This is a genomic window from Megasphaera sp., assembly GCF_047831605.1.
In the GTDB taxonomy this organism is placed as follows: Bacteria; Bacillota; Negativicutes; order Veillonellales; family Megasphaeraceae; genus Megasphaera; species Megasphaera intestinihominis.
Genome location: NZ_CP181255.1, coordinates 947,944 through 969,447 on the forward strand (window position 1 = coordinate 947,944; position 21,504 = coordinate 969,447).

General features: G+C 56.9%; 25 protein-coding genes and 1 tRNA gene. 4 read left to right on the plus strand and 22 right to left on the minus strand.

Annotated elements, in window-relative coordinates; all coding sequences use genetic code 11:
* Positions 1 to 109: 109 nt before the first annotated feature.
* The 6 genes from ACFWUB_RS04560 to ACFWUB_RS04585 are packed head-to-tail and all read right to left on the minus strand — an operon-like array spanning position 110 to position 4,641.
* The gene (locus ACFWUB_RS04560) at positions 110 to 616 is read right to left on the minus strand and encodes a hypothetical protein (RefSeq protein WP_020309967.1); all 507 of its coding nucleotides are present in this window, start codon (positions 614 to 616) and stop codon (positions 110 to 112) included.
* Positions 613 to 948: a hypothetical protein gene (locus ACFWUB_RS04565; RefSeq protein ID WP_192813534.1), complete on the minus strand. Its 336-nt coding sequence runs from the start codon at positions 946 to 948 to the stop codon at positions 613 to 615. Before ACFWUB_RS04565 ends, ACFWUB_RS04560 begins: the two co-directional genes overlap by 4 nt.
* A 9-nt stretch (positions 949 to 957) precedes the next feature.
* Positions 958 to 1,860, minus strand: a complete 903-nt coding sequence (locus tag ACFWUB_RS04570; RefSeq protein WP_020309965.1) for a hypothetical protein — start codon at positions 1,858 to 1,860, stop codon at positions 958 to 960.
* A gap of 10 nt (positions 1,861 to 1,870) precedes the next feature.
* On the minus strand, positions 1,871 to 2,815 hold the full coding sequence (locus tag ACFWUB_RS04575) for a phosphodiester glycosidase family protein (RefSeq protein ID WP_020309964.1): 945 nt from the start codon (positions 2,813 to 2,815) through the stop codon (positions 1,871 to 1,873).
* A 23-nt stretch (positions 2,816 to 2,838) separates the two neighbouring features.
* Positions 2,839 to 3,645, minus strand: a complete 807-nt coding sequence (locus tag ACFWUB_RS04580; protein WP_020309963.1) for a polysaccharide deacetylase family protein — start codon at positions 3,643 to 3,645, stop codon at positions 2,839 to 2,841.
* 18 nt (positions 3,646 to 3,663) lie between these two features.
* Complete coding sequence (locus ACFWUB_RS04585) at positions 3,664 to 4,641, minus strand: C-terminal binding protein (protein WP_416184294.1); 978 nt, start codon at positions 4,639 to 4,641, stop codon at positions 3,664 to 3,666.
* A gap of 138 nt (positions 4,642 to 4,779) precedes the next feature.
* Here ACFWUB_RS04585 and ACFWUB_RS04590 point away from each other — a divergent pair.
* Positions 4,780 to 4,868, plus strand: a tRNA-Ser gene (locus ACFWUB_RS04590).
* Positions 4,869 to 5,088: 220 nt separating this feature from the next.
* Here the strand turns inward: ACFWUB_RS04590 and hydE are convergent.
* The 16 genes from hydE to ACFWUB_RS04670 all read right to left on the minus strand — a co-directional run bounded on the left by hydE (position 5,089) and on the right by ACFWUB_RS04670 (position 19,746).
* Positions 5,089 to 6,168 (minus strand): [FeFe] hydrogenase H-cluster radical SAM maturase HydE, encoded by a 1,080-nt coding sequence (gene hydE / locus ACFWUB_RS04595; protein ID WP_020309961.1) that lies wholly within the window; start codon positions 6,166 to 6,168, stop codon positions 5,089 to 5,091.
* A 26-nt stretch (positions 6,169 to 6,194) separates the two neighbouring features.
* On the minus strand, positions 6,195 to 7,460 hold the full coding sequence (uraA, locus tag ACFWUB_RS04600) for a uracil permease (protein WP_292108061.1): 1,266 nt from the start codon (positions 7,458 to 7,460) through the stop codon (positions 6,195 to 6,197).
* Positions 7,461 to 7,481: 21 nt separating this feature from the next.
* The gene (locus ACFWUB_RS04605) at positions 7,482 to 8,774 is read right to left on the minus strand and encodes an FtsW/RodA/SpoVE family cell cycle protein (protein WP_020724114.1); all 1,293 of its coding nucleotides are present in this window, start codon (positions 8,772 to 8,774) and stop codon (positions 7,482 to 7,484) included.
* Positions 8,728 to 9,432 (minus strand): tRNA (guanosine(46)-N7)-methyltransferase TrmB, encoded by a 705-nt coding sequence (trmB, locus tag ACFWUB_RS04610; protein ID WP_292260760.1) that lies wholly within the window; start codon positions 9,430 to 9,432, stop codon positions 8,728 to 8,730. Before trmB ends, ACFWUB_RS04605 begins: the two co-directional genes overlap by 47 nt.
* Positions 9,433 to 9,555: 123 nt before the next feature.
* Positions 9,556 to 10,650, minus strand: coding sequence for a mandelate racemase/muconate lactonizing enzyme family protein (locus ACFWUB_RS04615; RefSeq protein ID WP_020309957.1), 1,095 nt, complete (start codon positions 10,648 to 10,650; stop codon positions 9,556 to 9,558).
* An 8-nt stretch (positions 10,651 to 10,658) separates the two neighbouring features.
* The gene (locus ACFWUB_RS04620) at positions 10,659 to 11,777 is read right to left on the minus strand and encodes an HAD family hydrolase (protein ID WP_416184295.1); all 1,119 of its coding nucleotides are present in this window, start codon (positions 11,775 to 11,777) and stop codon (positions 10,659 to 10,661) included.
* 19 nt (positions 11,778 to 11,796) lie between these two features.
* Complete coding sequence (gene hisIE / locus ACFWUB_RS04625) at positions 11,797 to 12,510, minus strand: bifunctional phosphoribosyl-AMP cyclohydrolase/phosphoribosyl-ATP diphosphatase HisIE (RefSeq protein ID WP_020309954.1); 714 nt, start codon at positions 12,508 to 12,510, stop codon at positions 11,797 to 11,799.
* Entirely contained in the window at positions 12,511 to 13,275 is a 765-nt protein-coding gene (gene hisF, locus ACFWUB_RS04630; RefSeq protein ID WP_020309953.1) for an imidazole glycerol phosphate synthase subunit HisF, read from the minus strand.
* A 1-nt stretch (position 13,276) separates the two neighbouring features.
* Complete coding sequence (gene hisA / locus ACFWUB_RS04635; RefSeq protein WP_020309952.1) at positions 13,277 to 13,993, minus strand: 1-(5-phosphoribosyl)-5-[(5-phosphoribosylamino)methylideneamino]imidazole-4-carboxamide isomerase; 717 nt, start codon at positions 13,991 to 13,993, stop codon at positions 13,277 to 13,279.
* Positions 13,994 to 13,997: 4 nt separating this feature from the next.
* The gene (hisH, locus tag ACFWUB_RS04640) at positions 13,998 to 14,618 is read right to left on the minus strand and encodes an imidazole glycerol phosphate synthase subunit HisH (protein ID WP_239639561.1); all 621 of its coding nucleotides are present in this window, start codon (positions 14,616 to 14,618) and stop codon (positions 13,998 to 14,000) included.
* A complete protein-coding gene (gene hisB / locus ACFWUB_RS04645) occupies positions 14,615 to 15,199 on the minus strand; it encodes an imidazoleglycerol-phosphate dehydratase HisB (protein WP_020309950.1) in 585 nt (194 codons plus the stop codon). Before hisB ends, hisH begins: the two co-directional genes overlap by 4 nt.
* Positions 15,192 to 16,268 carry a histidinol-phosphate transaminase gene (gene hisC / locus ACFWUB_RS04650; RefSeq protein WP_302754563.1) on the minus strand — a complete coding sequence of 359 codons (1,077 nt, stop codon included), beginning with the start codon at positions 16,266 to 16,268 and terminating at the stop codon, positions 15,192 to 15,194. Before hisC ends, hisB begins: the two co-directional genes overlap by 8 nt.
* Positions 16,261 to 17,550, minus strand: coding sequence for a histidinol dehydrogenase (gene hisD / locus ACFWUB_RS04655; protein ID WP_020309948.1), 1,290 nt, complete (start codon positions 17,548 to 17,550; stop codon positions 16,261 to 16,263). The genes hisC and hisD overlap by 8 nt, the downstream gene beginning before the upstream one ends.
* 16 nt (positions 17,551 to 17,566) lie before the next feature.
* Entirely contained in the window at positions 17,567 to 18,202 is a 636-nt protein-coding gene (gene hisG / locus ACFWUB_RS04660; RefSeq protein WP_020309947.1) for an ATP phosphoribosyltransferase, read from the minus strand.
* Position 18,203: 1 nt separating this feature from the next.
* The gene (locus ACFWUB_RS04665) at positions 18,204 to 19,421 is read right to left on the minus strand and encodes an ATP phosphoribosyltransferase regulatory subunit (protein ID WP_416184296.1); all 1,218 of its coding nucleotides are present in this window, start codon (positions 19,419 to 19,421) and stop codon (positions 18,204 to 18,206) included.
* 109 nt (positions 19,422 to 19,530) lie between these two features.
* Positions 19,531 to 19,746, minus strand: coding sequence for a DUF951 domain-containing protein (locus ACFWUB_RS04670; protein ID WP_416184297.1), 216 nt, complete (start codon positions 19,744 to 19,746; stop codon positions 19,531 to 19,533).
* Between the two features lie 147 nt (positions 19,747 to 19,893).
* Here ACFWUB_RS04670 and ACFWUB_RS04675 point away from each other — a divergent pair, with 147 nt between their 5' ends.
* From ACFWUB_RS04675 to ACFWUB_RS04685, 3 genes are read left to right on the plus strand one after another with little or no spacing between them, the layout of a single operon-like run.
* A complete protein-coding gene (locus ACFWUB_RS04675; protein WP_239639560.1) occupies positions 19,894 to 20,202 on the plus strand; it encodes a hypothetical protein in 309 nt (102 codons plus the stop codon).
* Complete coding sequence (locus ACFWUB_RS04680; protein ID WP_292301352.1) at positions 20,189 to 20,905, plus strand: DUF1700 domain-containing protein; 717 nt, start codon at positions 20,189 to 20,191, stop codon at positions 20,903 to 20,905. The genes ACFWUB_RS04675 and ACFWUB_RS04680 overlap by 14 nt, the downstream gene beginning before the upstream one ends.
* Entirely contained in the window at positions 20,906 to 21,382 is a 477-nt protein-coding gene (locus ACFWUB_RS04685; protein WP_020309942.1) for a hypothetical protein, read from the plus strand.
* The last annotated feature ends 122 nt before the right edge of the window (positions 21,383 to 21,504 follow it).

A 21,504-nucleotide genomic window follows, 5' to 3' on the forward strand; every position in this document is an offset into this window, starting at 1 on the left:
TACATGCCCTATTTTACTTTATTTCGTTAAAAAGATAAAGGCTTTTGGGTATAAAAAATCGGCATGTCTCCATGCCGATTCATGCATATCGCACATAGGACAGGTCCTGTCAATGGGCGCTTTCGTCATCGTCCGTTTCATGGGCCTGCTTGATGCGGTCGATGATGCGCTGTTTGTTGCGCTTGGACAGGAACTGCAGGTGCACGGGCAGGACGGCCAGGCCGCCTTCTTCGGCTTCGCCCAGCTGGATTTCCTGCCAGTTGTCGCTGATGACGAAGATGTCCTTATACGGGAGGAAGATGAGGCTCCGCTCCTCATGGAACTGGTCGTCGTAGAATTCATGGAGCGACCGGAACTGGCGGCGGACGATGAGGCCCTTCCGGGTGACGTAGCACATGACGTCGTCCTGGCGATGGATGCGCCACAGGCAAAAGGCCAGGACGGCCCAGTTGTCGAGGTGTTCAACCAGGTGCGCTTCCCCCGTCATGAGCCAGAAGAAGTAGATGGCCACCATGAGGAAGAGGACCTTCATGAAGCCGGAAAACCATTTCGAGTTCTCATAGGCCGCCTCGACGGGACCACAGCGGAAATGCTTTTCCAGGTCTGCCTGTTTCATTTTCTCAGTTTTTTGCTCGTCTTCGGTGCCGTCTTGATGACGACGTTGCGGCCGTCCTTGACGACTTCCAGGGAGATGTCGCCGACGCCGTCCTTGAAGTAAGCCATCTTGATATCGAGGAGGATAGAGCCGACTTTTTCCTGGAGGTCGTCCGTGAAGAACTGGCGGCGGAAGTCCGAGGCGGTCTGCTTCTTAGCCGTCTTTTTGGCCTGCGGCCGGCGGACGCTCACTTCGTCGTCTTCCCAGCCCGTCGTTTCAAAGGTCGATTCTTCTTCGACGCCCTGGAACATGTCTTCGATAGAGCGATTCTTGGGAATCTTATGTTTTGCCATGACAATCACCTACTTCTTTTCCATTTTATCGGATTTTTCCGATGCTTCGTGCATACTGTTAAGGGTAATCTTATTGAAGTCTTCCGGCGTCTTGTACGTCGCTATCTTCTTGAAGCCGACCCGCAGGCGGCCGCGGTAGGCGGCTACGACCTTGTCGTCGTGGTTCATTTCGGCGATGTAGATTTCCTGTCCATCGATACCGATGAGACGGAAATTGCCGCTCGGCGAGATTTCACGCCAGCTGCTGGTCGCCCCGTCGAACATGTAGACGACGCCGGTCCGCAGGTTGTCGTAGAAGAACGTATCCGAATCGTAGAATACGGCGATGCGGCCGATGTTTTCTGCCTGGACGTGGATGCGGCGCGTGTCGTAGTTGGCGTCGGTCCGGTAGATGCGGTATTTATTGTCGCCGACCTGGAGCTTCATGTAGACGACATTGGTCGCCGTCGAATAGGCGACATCGGTGATCTTACTGTCGACCGGGGCATCTTCGATAGGCGTATCGAGTTCGCGGTCCGGATAAATCGGGTTGTACTGGGCGATGTAGACGCCGTACTTGCCGGTCTTCCTGTCGCGGCCATAGGTGGCGAAGATAGCCAGGTTGCGGTCGGGCAGCCATTCAAAGAAGGAGACCTTGCGGCCGTGGAGATTGATGCGCTGGGGATCGTTCTTCTTGCCGGCTTCGTAAATGGTGACCCTGTCGTCGACGATGGTCGCCATGAAGCGCTTGTCATAGGAATAGAAGCTGCGGCCGTTCGGTTCTGTCCCTTCGCCCATGGCTTCCTGCTGGTTCGTGCCGCCGATCTGGAAATCCGACGTCGGCGCGAACAAGACCTGGTCCAGGTAGAGATAAATAGCAGCCTGGACGGCGATGCCGGCCAGAAAGACTGCAATGAACTTTCGTAATTTCATAGCCTGCCTCCTACTTGACGACGAACGCCGTCGGAATCATGCGTTCACCTAAGAGGTCCGCCGGTTTGTTGATGACTTTGCCATTATAATACAGCGTCGAGCTAGACCCGCCATCCAGGTTGGCCGCAATGACGGCGCCTTCTTCATACATGATGTTCTGGATGTCGCGCAGTGTCGCCCCGACGGAATAGCCAGGCTGGCGGCCGTCGATGACCAGGAAGAGGACCGTGCCGTCTTTGCGCTGGCCGATGGCCGTGCGGGGACCGACGCCCCAGCCGCCGTCGCCGTGGGTGATCATCTTTTCACCGTTGACGATGAGGGCCGGCCCGAAGGAAATGCCTTCGACGACGTCCTTTTCTTTCAGTTCGGCCTTGGAGTAGTTGCCGACGATGAGGTTGCCGTCCTTGGTGAAGCCGACGAATTCATTTTCTTCCTCATCGGACGCATCCTGGCCGAGGAGATATTTGCCATCGTGGAGGATGAAACCGTAAGGCTGGCGGCCCGTACCGGTCCCGTTGGCATCATAGAAGCCGCCGGCATTGATGGCCGCTACGGCGCCGACGCGTTCGGCAATACCGCTGGTCGTGTCGCCTTTTTCATCCATATTTTCAGCCGTCGCGACCTGTACGCGGTGCGGGTCCGGGATTTCCAGGAGGAATCCCTTGAAACGGCTGGAATCAATATTCTTCAGGGTAAGTGTCGAGTCCGTCCGGGCTTTGAACTTGAACAGTTCCTGCTTCGGCGTCGAGCTGATGCCGCCCAGGATTTCGTCGATTTCTTCCTGCGAAAAAAGCCAGGTGATGTACTGGGGATGACGGCTCTTCAGGATAGCCCCGATGACGGTGCGCTTCAGGTTGTCGAAGGGGCCGAAGAGGACGACAAACGGCGATGTCAAGGCAAAGAAAATGGCGACAAAGACAAAAAACTTACCGATTTCTTTTACGTGTTTCCTCATAAGTAACCTCGAAAATAATAAAGTTAGCGTTCTTCATACTGCGGTGTCGTGACGCGCTGCTTGAAGTTTTCTATATCGACGGCATTGCCGATCCAGATGCGCTTGACCGCATAGGGGTTGTCCCCGTATTTGGCCCAGCCCGGATCCATGGTAAAGGCCAGTTTGATACCGGCTGCCTTCAACGCGTCGCCGGCGCTTTTCGTATAGCCGCCATAGGGATAGCAGAAATATTCGTTGGTAATGTCCAGCTGTTCCTTGAGTTCAGCCTGGCTCTTCTTGATTTCATCCGCAAAGGTGCGCCCTGTCATTTCCGTCGCCCGTTCATGGTGATAACTGTGGGAGGCAATGGTCAGGCCGGCAGCCTGCATTTCCTTGACCTGCTGCCAGTTCAGGCGCGTTCCCTGGTCCGTGTCATACGTCGGCACGAAGACCGTCCCGGCAAAGCCGTATTCCTTCAAAACAGGCATGACGATGCTGTACGTATCGGGATAGCCGTCGTCAAAAGTGAGGACGACCGGCCGGACTGGTACGGGCTTGTTATGCACCATATAGTCATAGAGCTGGTCCAGGGTAATGGGATGGAAGTCATTATCCTTCAGGAACTTCATCTGTTCCCGGAAGTGCGATTCCAAGAGGACCGCATCGTTATCGGGGACATCGCCTATCATGTGATACATCAGGACCGGGATACCCTGCTTGGGCACGGCCATTTCCACCTGCGCCTGCGGTGCCTTGTCGGCCTTGGCCGTATCGCCGCTCTGCGTCGGCGTGCAGCCGACCAGCAGGAAGCAGCACAGGATGGCCAGGCAGGCCAGTTTCCATATACGCAAATTGTACAGCCCCTCTCGTTAAGATTCTTCGTTGTCCCGCAAGGTCACAACGGGCAGCTCATCGTAATGGCCAGCCAGGAACAGGCGGATGTACCGTTCGGCATCATCGCGGACGGCCTTGTCGGCTTCGACGGAATGGAAGCAGACGCTGGGCGTGAGCAGGAATTCCGGCCGGGCGATCATCTTGAGCAGCATCGGGCTCGGATGTTCCATGGACAATACGTCGAGGGCGGCACTGCGGATATGGCCGTCGTCGACAGCATGATAAAGAGCCGCTTCGTCCGCCAGGCCGCCGCGGCAGCAGTTGACGAACATGGAGCCTTCCTTCATTTCCTCGAACTGTTCGTCCTGGAATATGTAGCGTGTCGTTTCGTTGAGCGGCATGTGAAGTGATACGACGTCGCTGGTCTGGAGAAGTTTGTCGAAGTCGACGGGACGGACGCTGCGTTCCATCATGACCTTTTCGCTGACAAACGGATCATAAGCCTGGATCTTGCATCCAAAAGCCTGGAGACGGGCGGCGACGGCACGACCGACATGGCCAAACCCGACGAGGCCGATGAGATTGCTGCTGACACGGTGGATAGGCCAGGGAACGGACCCGTATTCCCAACGGCTGTTGGTGCGGATATCGCTCTGGTACTCCGGCAGCTGGCGGATGAGGGCCAGGATCATGGCACACGTATGGTCGGCAATATCGTCGACACAGTACGACGTATTGTTGATGACCATGACGCCCTTTTCCTGGGCAGCCGCCAAGTCGACATTATCCGACCGCGTCGATAAGACGACGATCAATTTCAGATCGTCCAATTCTTCCAGAAGGGATGCCGTAATCGGTTCGGACTTACAGATGATGACATCTGCATCTTCGAGCCTGTCGGCCAATTCTTCTTCATCTCCGGGAGGACAATATTCAACGCGCGCTACATCGCGCAGTCTCTCTCCAAAATCATCTTCATCCTGACGTCCTGTCAAAACACTTATGTGATACATTATCACTGCCCCTTTTCTATAAACAAAAGATTTAGACATAAAGATACACTTAATTATATACCATATAAAAGTCAATTAGCAAGTCCCTGTGCCGTCCTTGACGGAGTTGTGAAAACTCTGCTATAATAGTTTCGTTATGGAAAGGTGTCCGAGTGGTTTAAGGAGCTAGTCTTGAAAACTAGTGATGCGGCAACGCACCGTGGGTTCGAATCCCACCCTTTCCGCCAATTTCCAAAAAGCCCTGTCGCGTAGGTGACAGGGCTTTTTGAGTGGTTAGCAGCTTAGTGGCTAGGAATTAGCAAAGGCCCCCAATCGGGGCCTTTTTATGATTTACAATCTGTAGGGGCTTGCACGTGGCAAGCCCGATTCAGGATATGTGCGATTATCCAATTAGTTTTTTAGAGAACCGTTCAAATGTCCGGCAGGGCGCACTCTGGGCGCCCTCTACTATTTCTTATGGAAAAAGTGTGGCGAATCGCCCCATTGTCCCAGGCCGATGGTGTCGCCTACGGAGGCTACGCGGGCGCTGAGGCAGTTCTTGCACTGGTCCGGTACTTCGTCGACACAGGGTTTGTTGTCGTATAAGAGGTACTGTGGGCGATATTTGGGGACCGTGACGATGGGCATGAGGACGTTGGCCCCGGCTTTGAGGCCCAGTTCCCGTCCCAGGGGATGGAGGGCCTGGAGGGCCGTCGTAGCGGCGATGTTGACGTCGGGCAGGAAGAGGCGCGTGACGGCAATCATCTTGAGGCCCAGTTCCAGGCGCCGTTTCTTTTCTTCGGCACTGTCCATACCGGCAGCCATGACGTCTTTGCCGACCGGTGTATTGTGATGGACGACGTAGGGACCCATGCCGATCATGTCGATGTCCATGTCCCGGTAAAAGAGGATGTCATCGGCCAAATCGCCCAGGGTCTGGCCGGGCAGGCCGATCATGTCCCCTGTCCCGACCTGGTAGCCGATGCGGCGCAGGCTGTCCAGGCAGTCCTTGCGGACCTGCCAGCGGTGATGGCCGTCCTGGGGATGGAGCGTCGCGTAGAGGTCGGGGTTGCTCGTTTCGATGCGCAGGAGATAGCGGTGGGCGCCGGCGTCGAACCAGCGGCGGTACGTTTCTTCCGTCTGTTCACCGACGCAGAGGGTCAGGCCCAGTTCGCCGTGGCTCAAGGCCTTGATGTCGCGGACTAGGCCTTCGACGTAGTCGATGAACTCTTCATCCTGCCGTTCGCCGGACTGGAGGGTCAGGGAGCCGTAGCGGTTCTCCCAGGCCCAGCGGGCCATGGCCAGGATGTCTTCGCGCGGCGTATCGAAGCGTTCTACTTCGTCATTGCTCTTGCGAATGCCGCAGTATTTGCAGTCTTTGATACAGTAATTGGAAAATTCGACGAGGCCCCGGTAATAGACGACGCGTCCCACACCGGCGGCCTTGACGGCATAAGCCGCATCATAAAGCGCCTGGAGTTCATCAGGATCGGTAATCGAGAGCAGCGCGATCAAATCGTCGCGGGTTTTCGGTTGTGGAATAGTCATAGACGGAACTCCTTTCAGATGGCCTGCTATTCGTTGGCCCAATGAATCTTTTCAAAGAAAAGGAAGATGAGGCTCATGACCATGGCGACGACCGTAGCCAGACCCATGCCCTTGAGCTGGACCGGACCGAGGACGATAGTCGCCCCGCTGAGGCCGGAAATCATGGTGACTGCCGTGAGGATGAGGTTCTTCGAGCGCGTATAATCGACTTTCTTTTCGACGAGCATGCGCAGGCCCGAAGCGGCGATGAAGCCGAACAGGAGAATGCAGACACCGCCCATGACCGGCGTCGGGATGGCGTGGATGAGGGCTGCGATCTTGCCGACGAAGGAAAAGAGGATGGCAAAGACAGCAGCGCCGCCGATGACCCACGTACTGTATACGCCGGTAATGGCCATGACGCCCATGTTTTCACCATACGTCGTATTCGGCGTCGAACCGACCAGGCCGGACAGGACGTTGGACAAGCCGTCGGCAAAGAGCGACCGGTGCAGGCCCGGGTCCTTGATGAGGTCGCGGCCGACGATATCGCTGGTGACGAAGAGATGGCCCAGGTGTTCGGCCAGGACGACGAACAGGGCCGGCATGATCATCATGATAGCGCTGAGATTGAATTCCGGCTTATAGAAGGTCGGAAAAGCGAACCAGGGCATTTCCTGGACATGGGTCCAATCGACGACGCCCATGAAGAACGACAGGATATAGCCGGCAATGACGCCGATGAGGATGGGGATGATGCCGATGAAGCCCCGGCCGAGGACGGTGGCCAGGATGGTGACGACCAGGGTGAACGTCGAAATGATCATGGCCGTTTCATTGGACATGCCCTGGACTTCGCCCATATAACCGGACATATTCATGGCCAGCGGCGCCAGTTCCAGGCCGATGATGGCTACGATGGAGCCCATGGCAGCCGGCGGGAAGAGGACGTCGATCCACTTGGTGCCGACCTTGTCGACAATGGCCGCCAGGATCATGAAGGACAGGCCGAAGACGATGAAGCCCCCCTGGGCGTCGCCATAGGACATGCCCGGTGTCGCGCAGACAGCCAGGACCGGCGAAATGAAGGCGAAACTCGAACCGAGGTAGGCCGGCAGGCGCCATTTACAAATGGTCAGATAAATGAGCGTACCGACGCCGTTCATGAACAGGGCCGTCGCCGGGTCGACGTGGAGCAGGAACGGGACCAGGACCGTCGAGCCGAACATGGCAAAGAGATGCTGTAAACTCAGGGGAATCGTCGGCAAGATAGGCAGCCGTTCTTCCACATGTATAATTCTTCGTTGTTCCATAAAATCAAAATCCTCCTAAATTCAATGCCCCATAAAGGGCGGACGCAAAGCCTGCCGGGCCTGCTGGGCACTCAAGTCCTGCGCCTTGGCCGCGGCCATGTAATTATCATAGCTGACGCGCAGCAGGAGCGACGCAGAAATCAGGTTCAAAATAAGGGATGACCCGCCGTAACTGATGAAGGGCAGCGGGACACCGACGACGGGAAACAGGTCCGTAACCATAGCCATGTTGACCAGGCCCTGGCCGCCGAGAGAAAAGGTAATTCCCATGGCCAGGAACATGCCAAACCGGTCCTGACAGGAGCCTGCCGCCTGGACGCCAAAATAAATCAGGGCGAAAAACAGGAATAAGACCAGGACACCGCCCAAAAAGCCCCATTCCTGGCAAAGGATAGCATAAGCGAAGTCCGTATGGGCTTCGGGCAGGTAACTGAACTTGCTGATGCCCGTCCCCATGCCCTGGCCCCAGACGCCGCCGGAACCGATGGCGATGAGGCTCTGGGTTATCTGATAGCCGATGGTCTTCTTGTAGTCCTCAGGGTATATCCAGGCCCGGATGCGGTCTTTCTGGTAATCATGACCAAAGAAATAAAAAGCCAGGACGCCGATAACGATTGCCGCAAGGGTCCACAGGCCGATTTTCTTATACGACCAGTGCCGGTCATAGAGTGGGATGCCGCTGCAAAAGAGCATGAACGCCGACGGCACAAAGAGCACGATAGCCGTGCCGGCATCAGGCTGAATCAAGATAATAGCAGAGAGGAAGAGAGCCGGCAAGAGGCAGAGCAGACCATAGCTCTTGAAGAGCTTCTTCTTTGCCAATAACGACGGCGCCAAGTGCTCGATGCGCCATTTTTTAGTGAATCGTTCGACGACAGTCTGCTGGTCACCGTGACATTCCCAAAAGAAAGTCAGCGCCGCAGCCGTGCAAATGATGGCTGCCAGCTTAGCAAATTCCGACGGCTGGAAAGACACGGCCCCATAGCCCAGCCAGCGCTGAGCACCGTTGACGGTGATGCCGATGGCCTTGACGGCAAAGAGCAGCACGGCGCTGATCAGGACCAGCGTACCGCACCAGCGGCGCAGCCACGGATAGCCCAGGTGCCAGACGCCGGCAGACGCCAGCAGGCCCATCACCAGGAAGCCCAATTGTTTCAAGAGATAACCATAGACCGTACTGCCGCCATCGAGGACAAAGGTCGAGCTGAGGATATTTTCCATGCCGATGACGACAAGGCACGAAAAGATACCCACCAGCCAGAGGACGTTAGTCCTCCGGCGCCGGGTCCGGACGGTCAGTCTGGGTTTTAACATGAGCAATCACTTCCTTGGGACGCGTAGCGACACAATGGAAAATGGGCTGTCCCTTGGCGCTGAACTTCGCTTCATATTCCGTCATGGCTTCATTCAAAATCGGGCTGTTATGCAGATCATAAGTCACTTCCGACAAGGGCCAGCCACATTCGCGGAACTCGTCGAGGGTGAAATCGAAGAGACCGGCATTATCGGACTTGAAGTAAATCTGGCCATTTTCCCGCAGGAGCCGTGCGTAGCGGTCGAGGAAACCGCGGTACGTCAGGCGCCGTTTGGCATGGCGCTTCTTGGGCCAGGGATCGCAGAAGTTGATGAAGAAGCGGTCCACTTCCCCTGGGGCAAAAATATCTTCCAGGCGTGCTACGTCAAAGCGCAGAAGCTGGACATTGTCCACTTCGGCAGCGGCGCACTTCTTGCCGGCATAATAGAGGACGCCGACCTGGATCTCGATGCCGATGAAATTGACATCCTTGTGGATCTGGGCCATCTGGGAAATGAAATTCCCCTTCCCCGTCCCCAATTCGACCCACAGCGGCGCATCGGGATTCTTAAAGAGGGAACGCCATTTTCCCTTATAGCTTTCGCAGCTTTCCAGATGGAGAAAATCACTATAATCCTTGATAGCCTCGTCAATCCACGGTTTTCTTCGTAAACGCATTATACCTCCTATGTAAAAAACGATTCATCGTACAAGAACCCTTCAGACCTGCTGTACAAGCCGAAGGGTTCCATGACTAACTTTTTCAGACTTATTTAATTATAAAAAATGTCGGCGCCGGTGTCAATCTTTTAATGGCAGCCAGCCATCAATGGCCGTAATGCCCAGGCCCGGTGCGTCGGGGACGACGAGGTGGTCTTTGTCATAGGTGATGCCGCCCCGGACGGGGTCGGCGGCCATGAGGTCGGCGGCGTCGAGGTCGTTCTTGGTGATGACGGCCTTGCCGGCAGACAGGGCCGCGGCGGCGGTGATGCCGACTTTGCTTTCCAGCATACAGCCCATCATGCAGGCGACGCCGGCGGCGTCGGCCATGGCGGCGATCTGGGCAGCCGGGGCCAGGCCGCCGGCCTTCATGAGTTTGATGTTGATGAGGTCACAGGCCCGCATGGCCAGGAGGCGGAAGACGTCGCGCGGGCTGAAGGCCGATTCGTCGGCCATGATGTCCGTCGCGACGTGGTCCGTGACCTGTTTCAGGCCGTCGAAGTCAGCGGCTGCCACGGGCTGTTCGACCAGTTCGATAGCGAGGCCGGCGTCTTCCATGCGGCCGATGAGGCGGATGGCTTCTTTCGGCTTCCAGCCCTGGTTGGCGTCGAGGCGGATAGTGACGTCCGGCCCGACGGCCTTGCGGATGGCGGCGACGCGCTGGAAGTCCATGGCCGGGTCGATGCCGACTTTCAGTTTCAAGTGGCTGTAGCCGCGAGAAACGGCCTGGACGGCGTCGGAAGCCATCGTGTCCGGCGCGTTGACGCTGATGGTGAGGTCCGAGGCGATGCGCGTCTTGCGGCCGCCGAAGAAGCGGTACAAGGGCAGGCCGTAACGCTGGCCGAAGAGGTCGTGGACGGCCATGTCCAGGGCGGCCTTGGCCGACGTGTTGTGGACCATAGATTGATGGATCGTGTCGAGGATATCTTCGCGGTCGTCGATATCCCGGCCGATGAGTTTCGGCCCGATGGTATATTTAATGGCAGCGGCGACCGATTGGTGACTGTCACCGGTGATGACGACCGTCGCCGGTGCGTTGCCGTAGCCCGTGTGGCCGTCGTCGGTATGGACCTTGACGACCAGGTCTTCGGCGACGTCGACGCGGCGCAGGGCCGTGATGAACGGCGTCTTCAAGGGAATGGCGATCTTCCCGATTTCAATAGCTGTAATCTTCATGATAATTCCTACGGTAAAATATCTAAAATCTCTTCGACTGAATCGACGATGTAGCGGACGTGCTCCTTCTGGAACATGGGCTTGGCCGCCGGCCCGTCGATGCCGGTCAGGGTCCCGATCATGGTGGCTCCCATGGCCCGGGCGCACCAGACGTCGGCCAGGGAGTCGCCAACGACGTAGTAGGTTCCCTTCTTGAAGTCGTCGGGATGGCTGACGTAGTCGAGGTAATGCTTCTTATTCTTGCCGAAAGCCCCGAGGTAATAGGCGAAGGGGTTGGGCTTGTCCAGGGACATGTGCAGCATGGCTTCGGCTTCTTCGACGTCGCTGTAGGTCGCAACGTAGTGTTCGTCGAATTCGTCGAGCCAGCCATAGGTCCGGAAGGGAATCTCCATTTCCATTTTCGACCGGCCCGTGGCGATGGCAATCTGATAGCCCCGTTTCTTCAATTCCCGGAACATGTTGCGGATGCCGTCAACAGTCCCCAGTGGTTCTTCCCGCGTCAAAAAGCCCGGTTTCCCCGGTGCATAAGGCTTTTTCCCATACGTCTGTTCATAGAGTTCGTCGCCGAAATACCAGTCCTGGAAGGCCTCGAATTCCAGCTGCCACAAGGGCGAATCGAGGGGCGTCCACTGCTTGGAGCCCGGTCCCAGGGACGACTGGACGGCATTGGCCAGATAGGTAAAGACTTCGTCCTTGCCGGCCCGTTCGGGGATGACATTGCTCAGGCGGCGATAGACGTCGTCGGCCGTCGGTACGGGATAGCCCCGCAGGAGAGAGCCCAGGTACTGGATATCGTCGATTTTCTTCAGGCTCCCTTCCAGACCGCCGTGGTCGGCGACATACTTTTCCAGCATGAGCCACAAGGTGACGACGATGTGGGCGTGGACCATGTCCCAGTTGCTGTTGACGCCGTGTTTCTTGAGCCACAATAAGATATCGTCGTTCCTCCAGAAGCGGGCCCGCAGGGCGGCGATGGTATCATCGTCAAGGTCGGCCGTGATCCGTTCCGGTTTGAGGTGCATGTAGCGCGGGCTGTAATACCATTCCCAGACTACCAGGGCCGATACGTCGAAATAGCGTTTTTCACTGAGCAAGACGCCATCGACGTCAAAAATCACCTTCTTCATCGCGCCTTCCTCCTCTTGCTTAAAATGTCTTGTCCAAATGGCCGACAGTCTTCTTATTGCCCTTGACATGGGACCGTTCTTCCAGGACCTTCATGACATCGTTGACGGTGACGCCCGTGTCCTCCCAGAGGACGGACAGGTGATACAAGAGGTCGGCCGATTCCTTGCAGACTTCCAGGCGCAGGTTGTCGGCGGCTTCCGACGTATCCTTGACGACGGGGTCGGCGTTCTTGGCGGCGATGATGACTTCCGACGATTCTTCGCCGATTTTCTTGCAGATCTTGTCGATGCCCGTCTGCAGGAGGTAAGCCGTGTAGGATTTTTCTGTCGGATGGATGCGTTTTTCCTTGATTTCTTCGCGCAGGTCCGACAGCATGGACAAGTTGCCCGTATAGGTCTTTTCCCATTCCGTCATGGACCGGAAGAAACACGATTTGTGGCCTGTATGGCAGGCGGCGCCGACCTGGTCGACGGTCAGGAGGATCGTGTCGGCATCGCAGTCGACGGCGATGGAGCGGATGTGCTGGAAATGTCCCGACGTTTCGCCTTTATGCCACAATTCCTGGCGGCTGCGGCTGTAATACCAGGCATCGCCACTTTCGACGGTGCGCTTCAGGGCTTCGGCGTTCATATAGGCCACCATGAGGACCTTGCCGCTGCATCCTTCCTGGACGACGGCCGGCACGAGGCCCTTTTCATCAAATTTAATGTCTTTCATCGATACACTTTCCATTTATTTTTCTGCCCCTCTCATGGGAATTCCCTGTCCCTGTAAATAGGTCTTCAAATCGGGGATGTCGATCTGGCCGAAGTGGAAGACCGAAGCGGCCAGGGCGGCATCGACGCCGACGTCGAAGACATCCTTGAAATCCTGCATCGTGCCGGCACCGCCGGAAGCGATGATGGGCACAGGCAGTTCCGTCGCCAGGCGGCGGTTCAGTTCCAGGTCGAAGCCGGCCTTTTCGCCGTCCGCGTCCATGGAATTCATGCAGATTTCGCCGGCACCGAGGGCGACGCCCTGTTTGGCCCAGGCGATGGCGTCGATGCCCGTATTCTTGCGGCCCCCTTCGACGTAGACCTGCCAGCTGCCGTGGTTATCGCGCTTGGCATCGATGGACAGGACGACGCACTGGCTGCCGAAGCGCTGGGCCGCTTCGCGTATCAGTTCGGGACGGCGGACGGCAGCCGAATTGACCGATACCTTATCGGCACCGGCCCGCAGGACCTGGTGGAAGTCGTCGATGCTGCTGATGCCGCCGCCGATGGTAAAGGGAATGGTAATGGCTTCGGCTACGGCGCGGACGACGTCGATGAAGATATGGCGCTTTTCATGGGTCGCCGTGATGTCGTAGAAGACGAGTTCATCGGCGAGCTGGTCGGAATAGAATTTCCCCAATTTGACGGGATCGTCGACGTCCTGGATATGTTTAAACTGCTTGCCTTTGACGACGCGGCCATCGCGGACGTCCAGGCACGGTACAATACGTTTTGCCAACATCTTACATTCCCCCTAATGCGCGGATTTCGGCCATCGTGATTTTCCCCTCGTAGAGCGCCTTGCCGGTGATGGCACCGTAGACGCCCATGGCCTGTAATTTCTTCAGATCAGCGATGCTGCTCATGCCACCGGACGCGATGAGGCGGATGAAGGGCAGCTGCTGGAGCTGGCTGAGCATTTCAAAGTTCGGCCCTGTCAGCATGCCGTCGCGGCTGATGTCCGTATAGACCAGGGTATTGATGCCGATGTCGAGCATGGACTGGGCAAAGGGCAGGACCTTCTTGTCACTGCCGTCGACCCAGCCGCGGGTAGCGACGACATCGCCCTTGGCGTCGATGGATACGGCCAGGGACGAGCCGTATTTCTTGGCCATAGCCGTAATGAATTCCGGGTCTTCGACGGCTTTGGACCCGATGATGACGCGGTTGACGCCGGCTTCCAGATACGTTTCGATAGCTTCTTCGCTGCGGATGCCGCCGCCGACTTCGACGGGGATATCGACGGCTTCACAGATGTCGCCGATGATCGAGGCATTGGTCAGTTTGCCCGAAAAGGCGCCGTCCAGGTCGACGACGTGGAGGAACATGGCCCCTTCGTCGCACCATTTGACGGCAGCGTCGACGGGGTTCTCAAAATAGGTCGTACTGTCGTCCTTGACGCCCTGGCGCAGGCGGACAGCATGGCCGTTCTGGATATCGATAGCGGGAAATACGATCATAGTCTCACCCTTTCTTCATGACGTAATCGACGACGTTCCGGAGGAGCTGTTCGCCGACGCGGCCGCTCTTTTCCGGATGGAACTGGAAGCCCAGGACATTGTCTTTGCCGCAGATAGCCGGGACGGGCTGGCCGTAATCGGCCGTAGCGATGACGTCGGGCGTATCCACTGGCGATTTATGGTAGGAATGGACGAAATAGACGTAAGGATGAGCCGGCAGTCCTTTCTGGAGCCAGTGTTCCTGGCGGAATTCCAACTCATTCCAGCCCATGTGGGGCACTTTCAGTTTCGTGTGGAAGGGCACGATGTCGCCGGGCAGGAAACCCAGGCAGTCGTAGGTGCCGCCTTCGTAGCTCTTTTCAAAGAGGGCCTGCATGCCCAGGCAGACGCCCATGAAGAACTTGCCGCTCTGGACCTGTTCCTGCAGGAGCGGGATGAGGTCGAATTTCTGTAAGTTCCCCATGGCATCGCGGATGGCACCGACGCCGGGCAGTTCGACCAAATCAGCGTCGCGGATGACAGCCGGGTCGCGGGTAATGGCCGCTTCGATGCCCAGGCGTTTCCAGGCATTGTATACGTTGGCCAGGTTGCCAACTTCATAATCGATAATCGCAATCTTCATCATAACACCCCTTTTGTCGACAAGACACTCGTTTCGTCGCCTTCGATGCGGACGGCTTCCTTCAAGGCATGGCCCAGCCCTTTGAACACCGATTCGACGATGTGGTGGGCATTTTCGCCATAGAGATTGGTGACGTGCAGGTTCATGCGGCCGTGGACGGCCAGGGCATAGAGGAATTCTTTGAGCATTTCCGTTTCAAAGGTCCCGATGCGTTCGACGGCGAGTTTCACGTCGTAGACCAGGTAGGGCCGGCCGCTGAGGTCGATGACGACCCGCGTCAGGGCTTCGTCCATGGGGCAGTAGAACATGCCGTAGCGGTTGATGCCCTTCTTGTCGCCCAGGGCCCGGGTCAAGGCGTCGCCAAAGACGATGGCCAGGTCTTCGATGGTGTGATGCGTGTCGACGTCGAGGTCGCCGTGGACGTGGAGAGTAATGTCCATGCCGCTGTGGCAGGCCAGGAGGTTCATCATGTGGTCGAAGAAACCGATGCCCGTCGTGCCACCGAAGGTACCGGAGCCGTCGATGTTGAGGGAGACGGCGATCTGCGTCTCTGCCGTTTCCCGTTCGACCTGGGCACTACGCATATTTCTTCGCCTCCTCGGTCATGACGGCGACGACGCGGCGGACGACGTCGTCCGTGGTGATGGTGATGCGCAGGCAGTTCTTGAGGTCTGCCGCCTTATAGGAGCGGACGCAGATGTCGGCGTCGTGCAGGGCCTTGACCATGGCCGGGCCGTCGGGGACGCGGACCAGGACGAAGTTGGTCGCACTGGGATAGACCGTAAGATTCGGCACGTCCTTTAAGGCGTCCATGAAATGCTGGCGCGCTGCCAGGGTCGGCGGGATGTTGTGGGCCAGGATGTCATCGGCATAGTCCATGGCGGCCAGGGCAGCGTTCTGCGAGAGGATGTTCATGTTATAGACGAGCTTGGTCAATCCCAGGGCGTCGATGACTTCCTTCTGAGCCACACCATAGCCGACGCGGCAGCCGGCCAGGCCGAAGGCCTTGGACAAGGTGCGGATGACGATGAGGTTGTCGTACTGGGCAAGTTTGGTAATGATGCTCGGCGCGCCGGCAAATTCCAAGTACGCTTCATCGACGACGACGATATTGTCGGCAGCCTGGACCAGGCTTTCGACGTAATCCAGGGGCAGCAGTTCCCCTGTCGGGTTGTTCGGGTTGCAGAGGACCGTCACTTTCGGCTGGAGTTCTTCCACTTTGGCCAGGAGGCCGTCGCGATTGCGGCGGTAGCCGTCGAGATCGGACACGGTGACGACCTTGGCACCGAGGACTTCGGCGTCGATGCCGTAGATGTCGAAGGTCGGCGTATGGGTCAGGAGCGTATCGCCGGGATTGAGGAAGGTATTCATGATGAGGCTGATGATTTCATCGCCGCCATTGCCGACGAGGACTTCCTGAGGCTGGCAGCCGACGTATTTCGCCAGGGCTGCCCGCAGTTCTTCGGCAAAGGGGTCCGGATAGTGGTACGACGGCGTCTTGGCCATGCGTTCCAGGAAATCGGCTTTGACCTTGGGGAAATCAAAGAGGTTGTACGGACTTTCATTGGCATTGATGACCGTATGCTCCCGGATTTCCGGGACGACATAGGGTTCAAAAGAGCGGATGGTATTGCGAAGCCAGTTATTATTCATCGATTCTCCTCCTTACAGCCAGGCCGTGAGCCTGCAATCCTTCTACATTGGCGAAGCGCATGACCTTGTCGGCGACAGCTGTGAAAGCGTCCTTATCGTATTCCAGGAGGCTGCTGCGCTTGACGAAATCATAGACGCCGAGGGGCGACGAGAAAGCCGCCGTCCCCATAGTCGGCAGGGTATGGTTGGGGCCGGCGAAGTAGTCGCCCAGGGGTTCCGTCGTATAGGGCCCCATGAAGATAGCACCGGCATTGACGATTTTCTTGGCCCACGTTTCGGCGTCGCTGAAGGCGATTTCCAGGTGTTCCGGCGCGATGAGGTTCATAATATCTACGGCCTGGTCCTTATCCTTGACGATGAAGAACTTGGCGTGTTTTTCAATGGATTCGGCAGCGATGTCCTTGCGCGGCAGTTCTTCCAGCTGACGCCGGACTTCAGCTTCGACTTCGCGGGCAAAGGCGGCGCTGGGCGTGACCAGGAAGACGGCGGCCCGGCGGTCGTGTTCGGCCTGGGCCAGGAGGTCAGCAGCGACCCAGACCGGATTGGCGTCGTGGTCGGCCAGGACGCCGACTTCACTGGGGCCGGCGATCATGTCGATGCCGACAGTGCCGAAGACCAGGCGCTTGGCCATGGCGACGTAAGCGTTGCCCGGGCCGACGATCTTGAAGACCGGCGGGATGCTTTCCGTACCGTAAGCGGCAGCGGCAATGCCCTGGGCACCGCCGACTTTATAGATTTCCGTAGCGCCGGCGACATGGGCCGCAGCCAGGATGTAGGGATTGACCGACCCGTCTTTGGCAGGCGGCGTAAAGACGGCGATGGACGGGACGCCGGCGACGTGGGCCGGGATGGTGTCCATAAGGACCGTCGACGGATAGGCCGCCGTGCCGCCGGGGACGTAGACACCGACGCGCTGGATAGGCGTGAACTTGGCCCCCAGGCGGACGCCGGGACGGAAGGTGTCGATCCAGGTCTGTTCGACCTGGCGTTCATGATAGGCCCGGATGTTGGCGGCCGCTTCTTCCAGAATGGCCATGAAATCGGGACCGACGATGTCGACGGCATCGTCGATTTCTTCCGGCGAAACGAGGAAACTGTCGAGGTCGACGCCATCGAAGCGTTTCGTATATTCCCGGACAGCGGCGTCACCGCGCTGTTCGATGTCGGCCAGGATAGCTTCGACAGCCTTGCGGATGTCTTCACTTTCTGCCTGGTCCCGTTTAGTAATGCGGCGAATGTCGCGTAAGGTCAACCCTTCACTGGGTGCATCTATCCATTCCACTCTAACTCCCCCTTAGTTATGCCTTCATGCTGTGTTCACGGATGACATCCATGAGCTGCTGGATTTCGTTATATTTCATCTTAAAGGAAACGGGATTGCAAATCATGCGGGCACTGAAATCCATGAAGTATTTCAGGACTTCCAGGCCGTTGGCCTTCAAAGTATTGCCCGTTTCGACAATATCGACGATGACATCGGACAAGCCGACGATCGGTGCCAGTTCAACGGACCCGTTGAGCTTGATGATGTCGACGCTGTGATGATTGGCCTCGAAATAGCTGCGGGCAATGCGCGGATATTTCGTGCCGATAGTGATGCGCTTGGTCATGTCGACCTTCTTGCCGGCGATACCGGCGACGGCCATGCGGCAGCGGCCGATGCCCAGGTCCATGACTTCGTAGACGTCGGCGCCCGGCGCTTCTTCGATGAGGACGTCCTTGCCGACGATACCGACGTCAGCGGCGCCGCGTTCGACGTAGACAGCGACGTCAGGCGACTTGACCAGGGTCACTTTGAGCTGGCCCTTGGCGTCTTCAAAGATGAGCTTGCGGCTCTCTTCGGAATACGTCGGGAAATCATAGCCGCTTTCGGCTAAATACTTCATGACCACTTTATGAATACGGCCCTTGGCCAGTGCAATATGAATCGCCATGTTACAACCTCCCCATGAGTGCTTCCAATTCTTCGGCCGTCATGGCCTTGCCGTCCTTATAGTACGAGCCGTTGCGGTAAATAGCGTGGATACTGTAATCGCCGCTGTCGATGAAGGACGAATCGGGATAGGCGGCGACGCGGAAGCCGCGGCTGCGCCAGTTCATGAGGTCCCGGACCAGGGTCTGGTCGCCGGCTGTATAGGATACGGCCATCTGGAACGACGGTTCCGTATCTTCCAACAGGCCGGCATCGTTCATGTATTCATACAATAAATTGATGTTCATGCCGAAGCCGCAGGCCGGGCGGTCGACGCCGAACCGCGACGACAGCTGGTCATAGCGGCCGCCGTCGATGATGTCGTACAGAGCGCCGTCGACGTAGACCTTGAAGACCGTATCCACATAGTAGCCCAGGCGGCTGGCAAAGCCGAAGTCGAGCTGGACCTTATCGGCATAGCCGGCATAAAGGATGTAGTCATAGACCCGTTCCAGCCGCGACAGGGCGTTGAGCATGCCGCTGTTGATAGAGTAATCTCGGGCCTTGCTCAGGGTCTGGGCATAGGGCCCGAAGAGGACCGGCAGGGCTTCCAGGGCCTTGCGGGCATCGGCCGATACCGGCAGGGCGGCGATATAGGACTTGCAGGCCACGAGGTTGCGGTCGGCCATATAGCCTTTGAGCGTTTCTTTCTCTTCTTCCGAAATGGGAAGGCCATCGAACAATGCCTGCGTATAGGCTGCCGTACCGATGTCGATGCGGATGTTTTCGACGCCGACGGCCTTGAGGATCTCAGCCGCCGTGACGATGACTTCGCCGTCACATTCGGGGCTGGAGTCGCCCAGGATTTCAATGCCCCCCTGCAGGAAATCCTTGCCATACGTCGACCGGCCGTAGTATTCGCGGAAGACTGTACTGACATAACCGAACTTGAGCAGCTGGTTCGAGCGCGGGAATTCGCGGGCTGCCGTTTCGACGAGAGGCAGCGTCACATCCGGCCGCAGGACCAGGACACGGCCATCGGTATCGATGGTCTTGACCATCTGCTGGCGGAGCTGTGGAAAGAAGTGCTGGTATACATCGTAATCTTCAAAACTCGGCGTTTCAATAATCTTACAGCCGTGGTTCATAATGACAGAAATGATTTTCCCCTGGATCCGGTCATAATTGCGCATTTCATCATGGTGGAGCATCTTCACTCCATCCAAGGTATTGTTGTTCATCCTATGACCTCCCTTTCTTTAGTTCTTTATTCTAGTAAAGTGTTAAAATATCGGCTGTTGAATATTGTACCACAAAGTCCTAAAAATAAAAATACCTTTTTCTAACTTTTTACGCTTTTTCACTTTCATCACCAGCGCATTTTAATCGTTTCTTTACAGACTTTTCAAATTTTGGCCTGGGAATCATGACCCGGTGGCTGCACCCGGTGCAGCGGATGACGAAATCGACGCCGATGCGCAGCACTTCCCATTCATTGCAGCCGCAGGGATGGGCCTTCTTCATCTGAACGACATCACCTACATAGTAACGGACAAAATCAGCCATCAAAATTCCTCCTTCAAAAGACAAATAGAATTATATATCATTATATAGCCCCAGGCCCCCCTTCGCAAGGGAATGGGCCGCCGTGATTGACCTGCTATAGTGCCTGTGTTAAGATAACAGGTAATGAATTGAAGAGGAGGAATTGCTTTGAAATCATCGATGAGCCGGCAGAGCCTGCGCCGGTCCTATCTCAGCTGTTACATCATCGGCACGATCTGCACGGTCTGCGCCATCGCGCTCCTGGCCTGGGTGGCCATCTGCATCGCCCTGGAAAAAGAGCCCCTGGCATCGGTCGCCTTTTTGCCGGACATGCCGGTATTTGCCATCTTCATCGTCATCATCGCCATCGCCGCCATCAGCGTCGCTGCCTGGCAGTACGGGGCGACGTTTCACCAGCGCTATGAAGCACTCACGGGAAAGGAAGGGCCTGACAGAGTAAAGCATGAGAAAGAATGAATTTATGGACCTCTTGCGCTACTATTTTCGCAAGAGCGACAAAAATGATTTAAAAGGCATCATCGAAGACTGCGAAGAACAGTTCCGCATCGGTGCCAAAGAAGGCAGGTCGGAAGAAGAAATCTGCTGTAAACTGGGACATCCCAAGAACATTTACCGCTATTATATCGGCGAACCCATCGTCCCCGAAGACAACCCGCGTATGCCCGGCGACGAATACGGCGCCTACGGCGATTTCGGGCCGGGCGTGGAAGACCGCGTCTTCTATGACCAAGACCGGGACGACGAATACTACTGTCAGCAGCAGCTGGCCCAGCAGCAGCGCCGTTACGACCGGGAACAGGTCATGCGCCAGCGCTACGCCGCCGAAGCCGCCAAGACGGGCAAGGACTTCAACTGGAACGACGGCGACAGCCAGATGGGCAAAGCGGCCAAAGCCGTCGCCAGCCCCTTCATGGACGTCCTGGGGACCCTCTTCGGTATCCTCAGCGGTTTCCTTTACCTGGCCCTGGCCATCGTCATCCTGGCAGCCATCGGCATTTCCTTCATCCCGGCCTATGCCTATACGGACCTCCTGCCCTTGCCGACGCTCTCCCTGGTGACGCGGGTCCTCGTCGTCCTGACGGTCCTCTTCGCCGCCATGACGGCCAGCTCGGCCAGCCAGGCCTGCCACGCCGCAGCCCGCGGGAAGGGGGCGCAGTAAATGAAGCGCGTCCTCATCTTCCTCATCCTGACACTGGCCTGCGCCTTCGGCAGCTACACATCCTTCATGAGCAACGATTACGGCCCGTTGAAGCATTGGATGGCCTATTATAAAGAGTATAAAGAAATCCAGGGTGCCTTGGATAAGGGAAATGCCAGCAAGGCCGAACTCCTGGCTAAACTGAAGGCCATGTACCCGGAAAAAGCGGACCAGATTGAAGCCCAGTTCAAGGCGAAATACGGCAGCCTCAAGGACTCGGCCGAAGATGCCGGCGACACGGTCAAATCGAAGTGGGATTCCTATACCCGCGACGACAGCACCAGCCACAGCCGCTCCCAATCCCAGAGCCGCAGCAGCCAGTCGTCGTCTTCCCGGAGCAGCCAGAGCCAGAACAGCCGCAGCAGCAGTCAGAACAGCAGCCATGCTGGCGACCGGGACCATACGGCAGACGGCCACGACAACAACCGGGCCCGTTAAAAGTTTTCTACTAACGAATAATAATTATCCGTTGACATCAGAGTTAAAAAGTGCTACAATGAAATCAACCCAAAGAGGTGCTAAAAAATAATTTCAAATATGACTTTTTTGTCAAGGAGGAA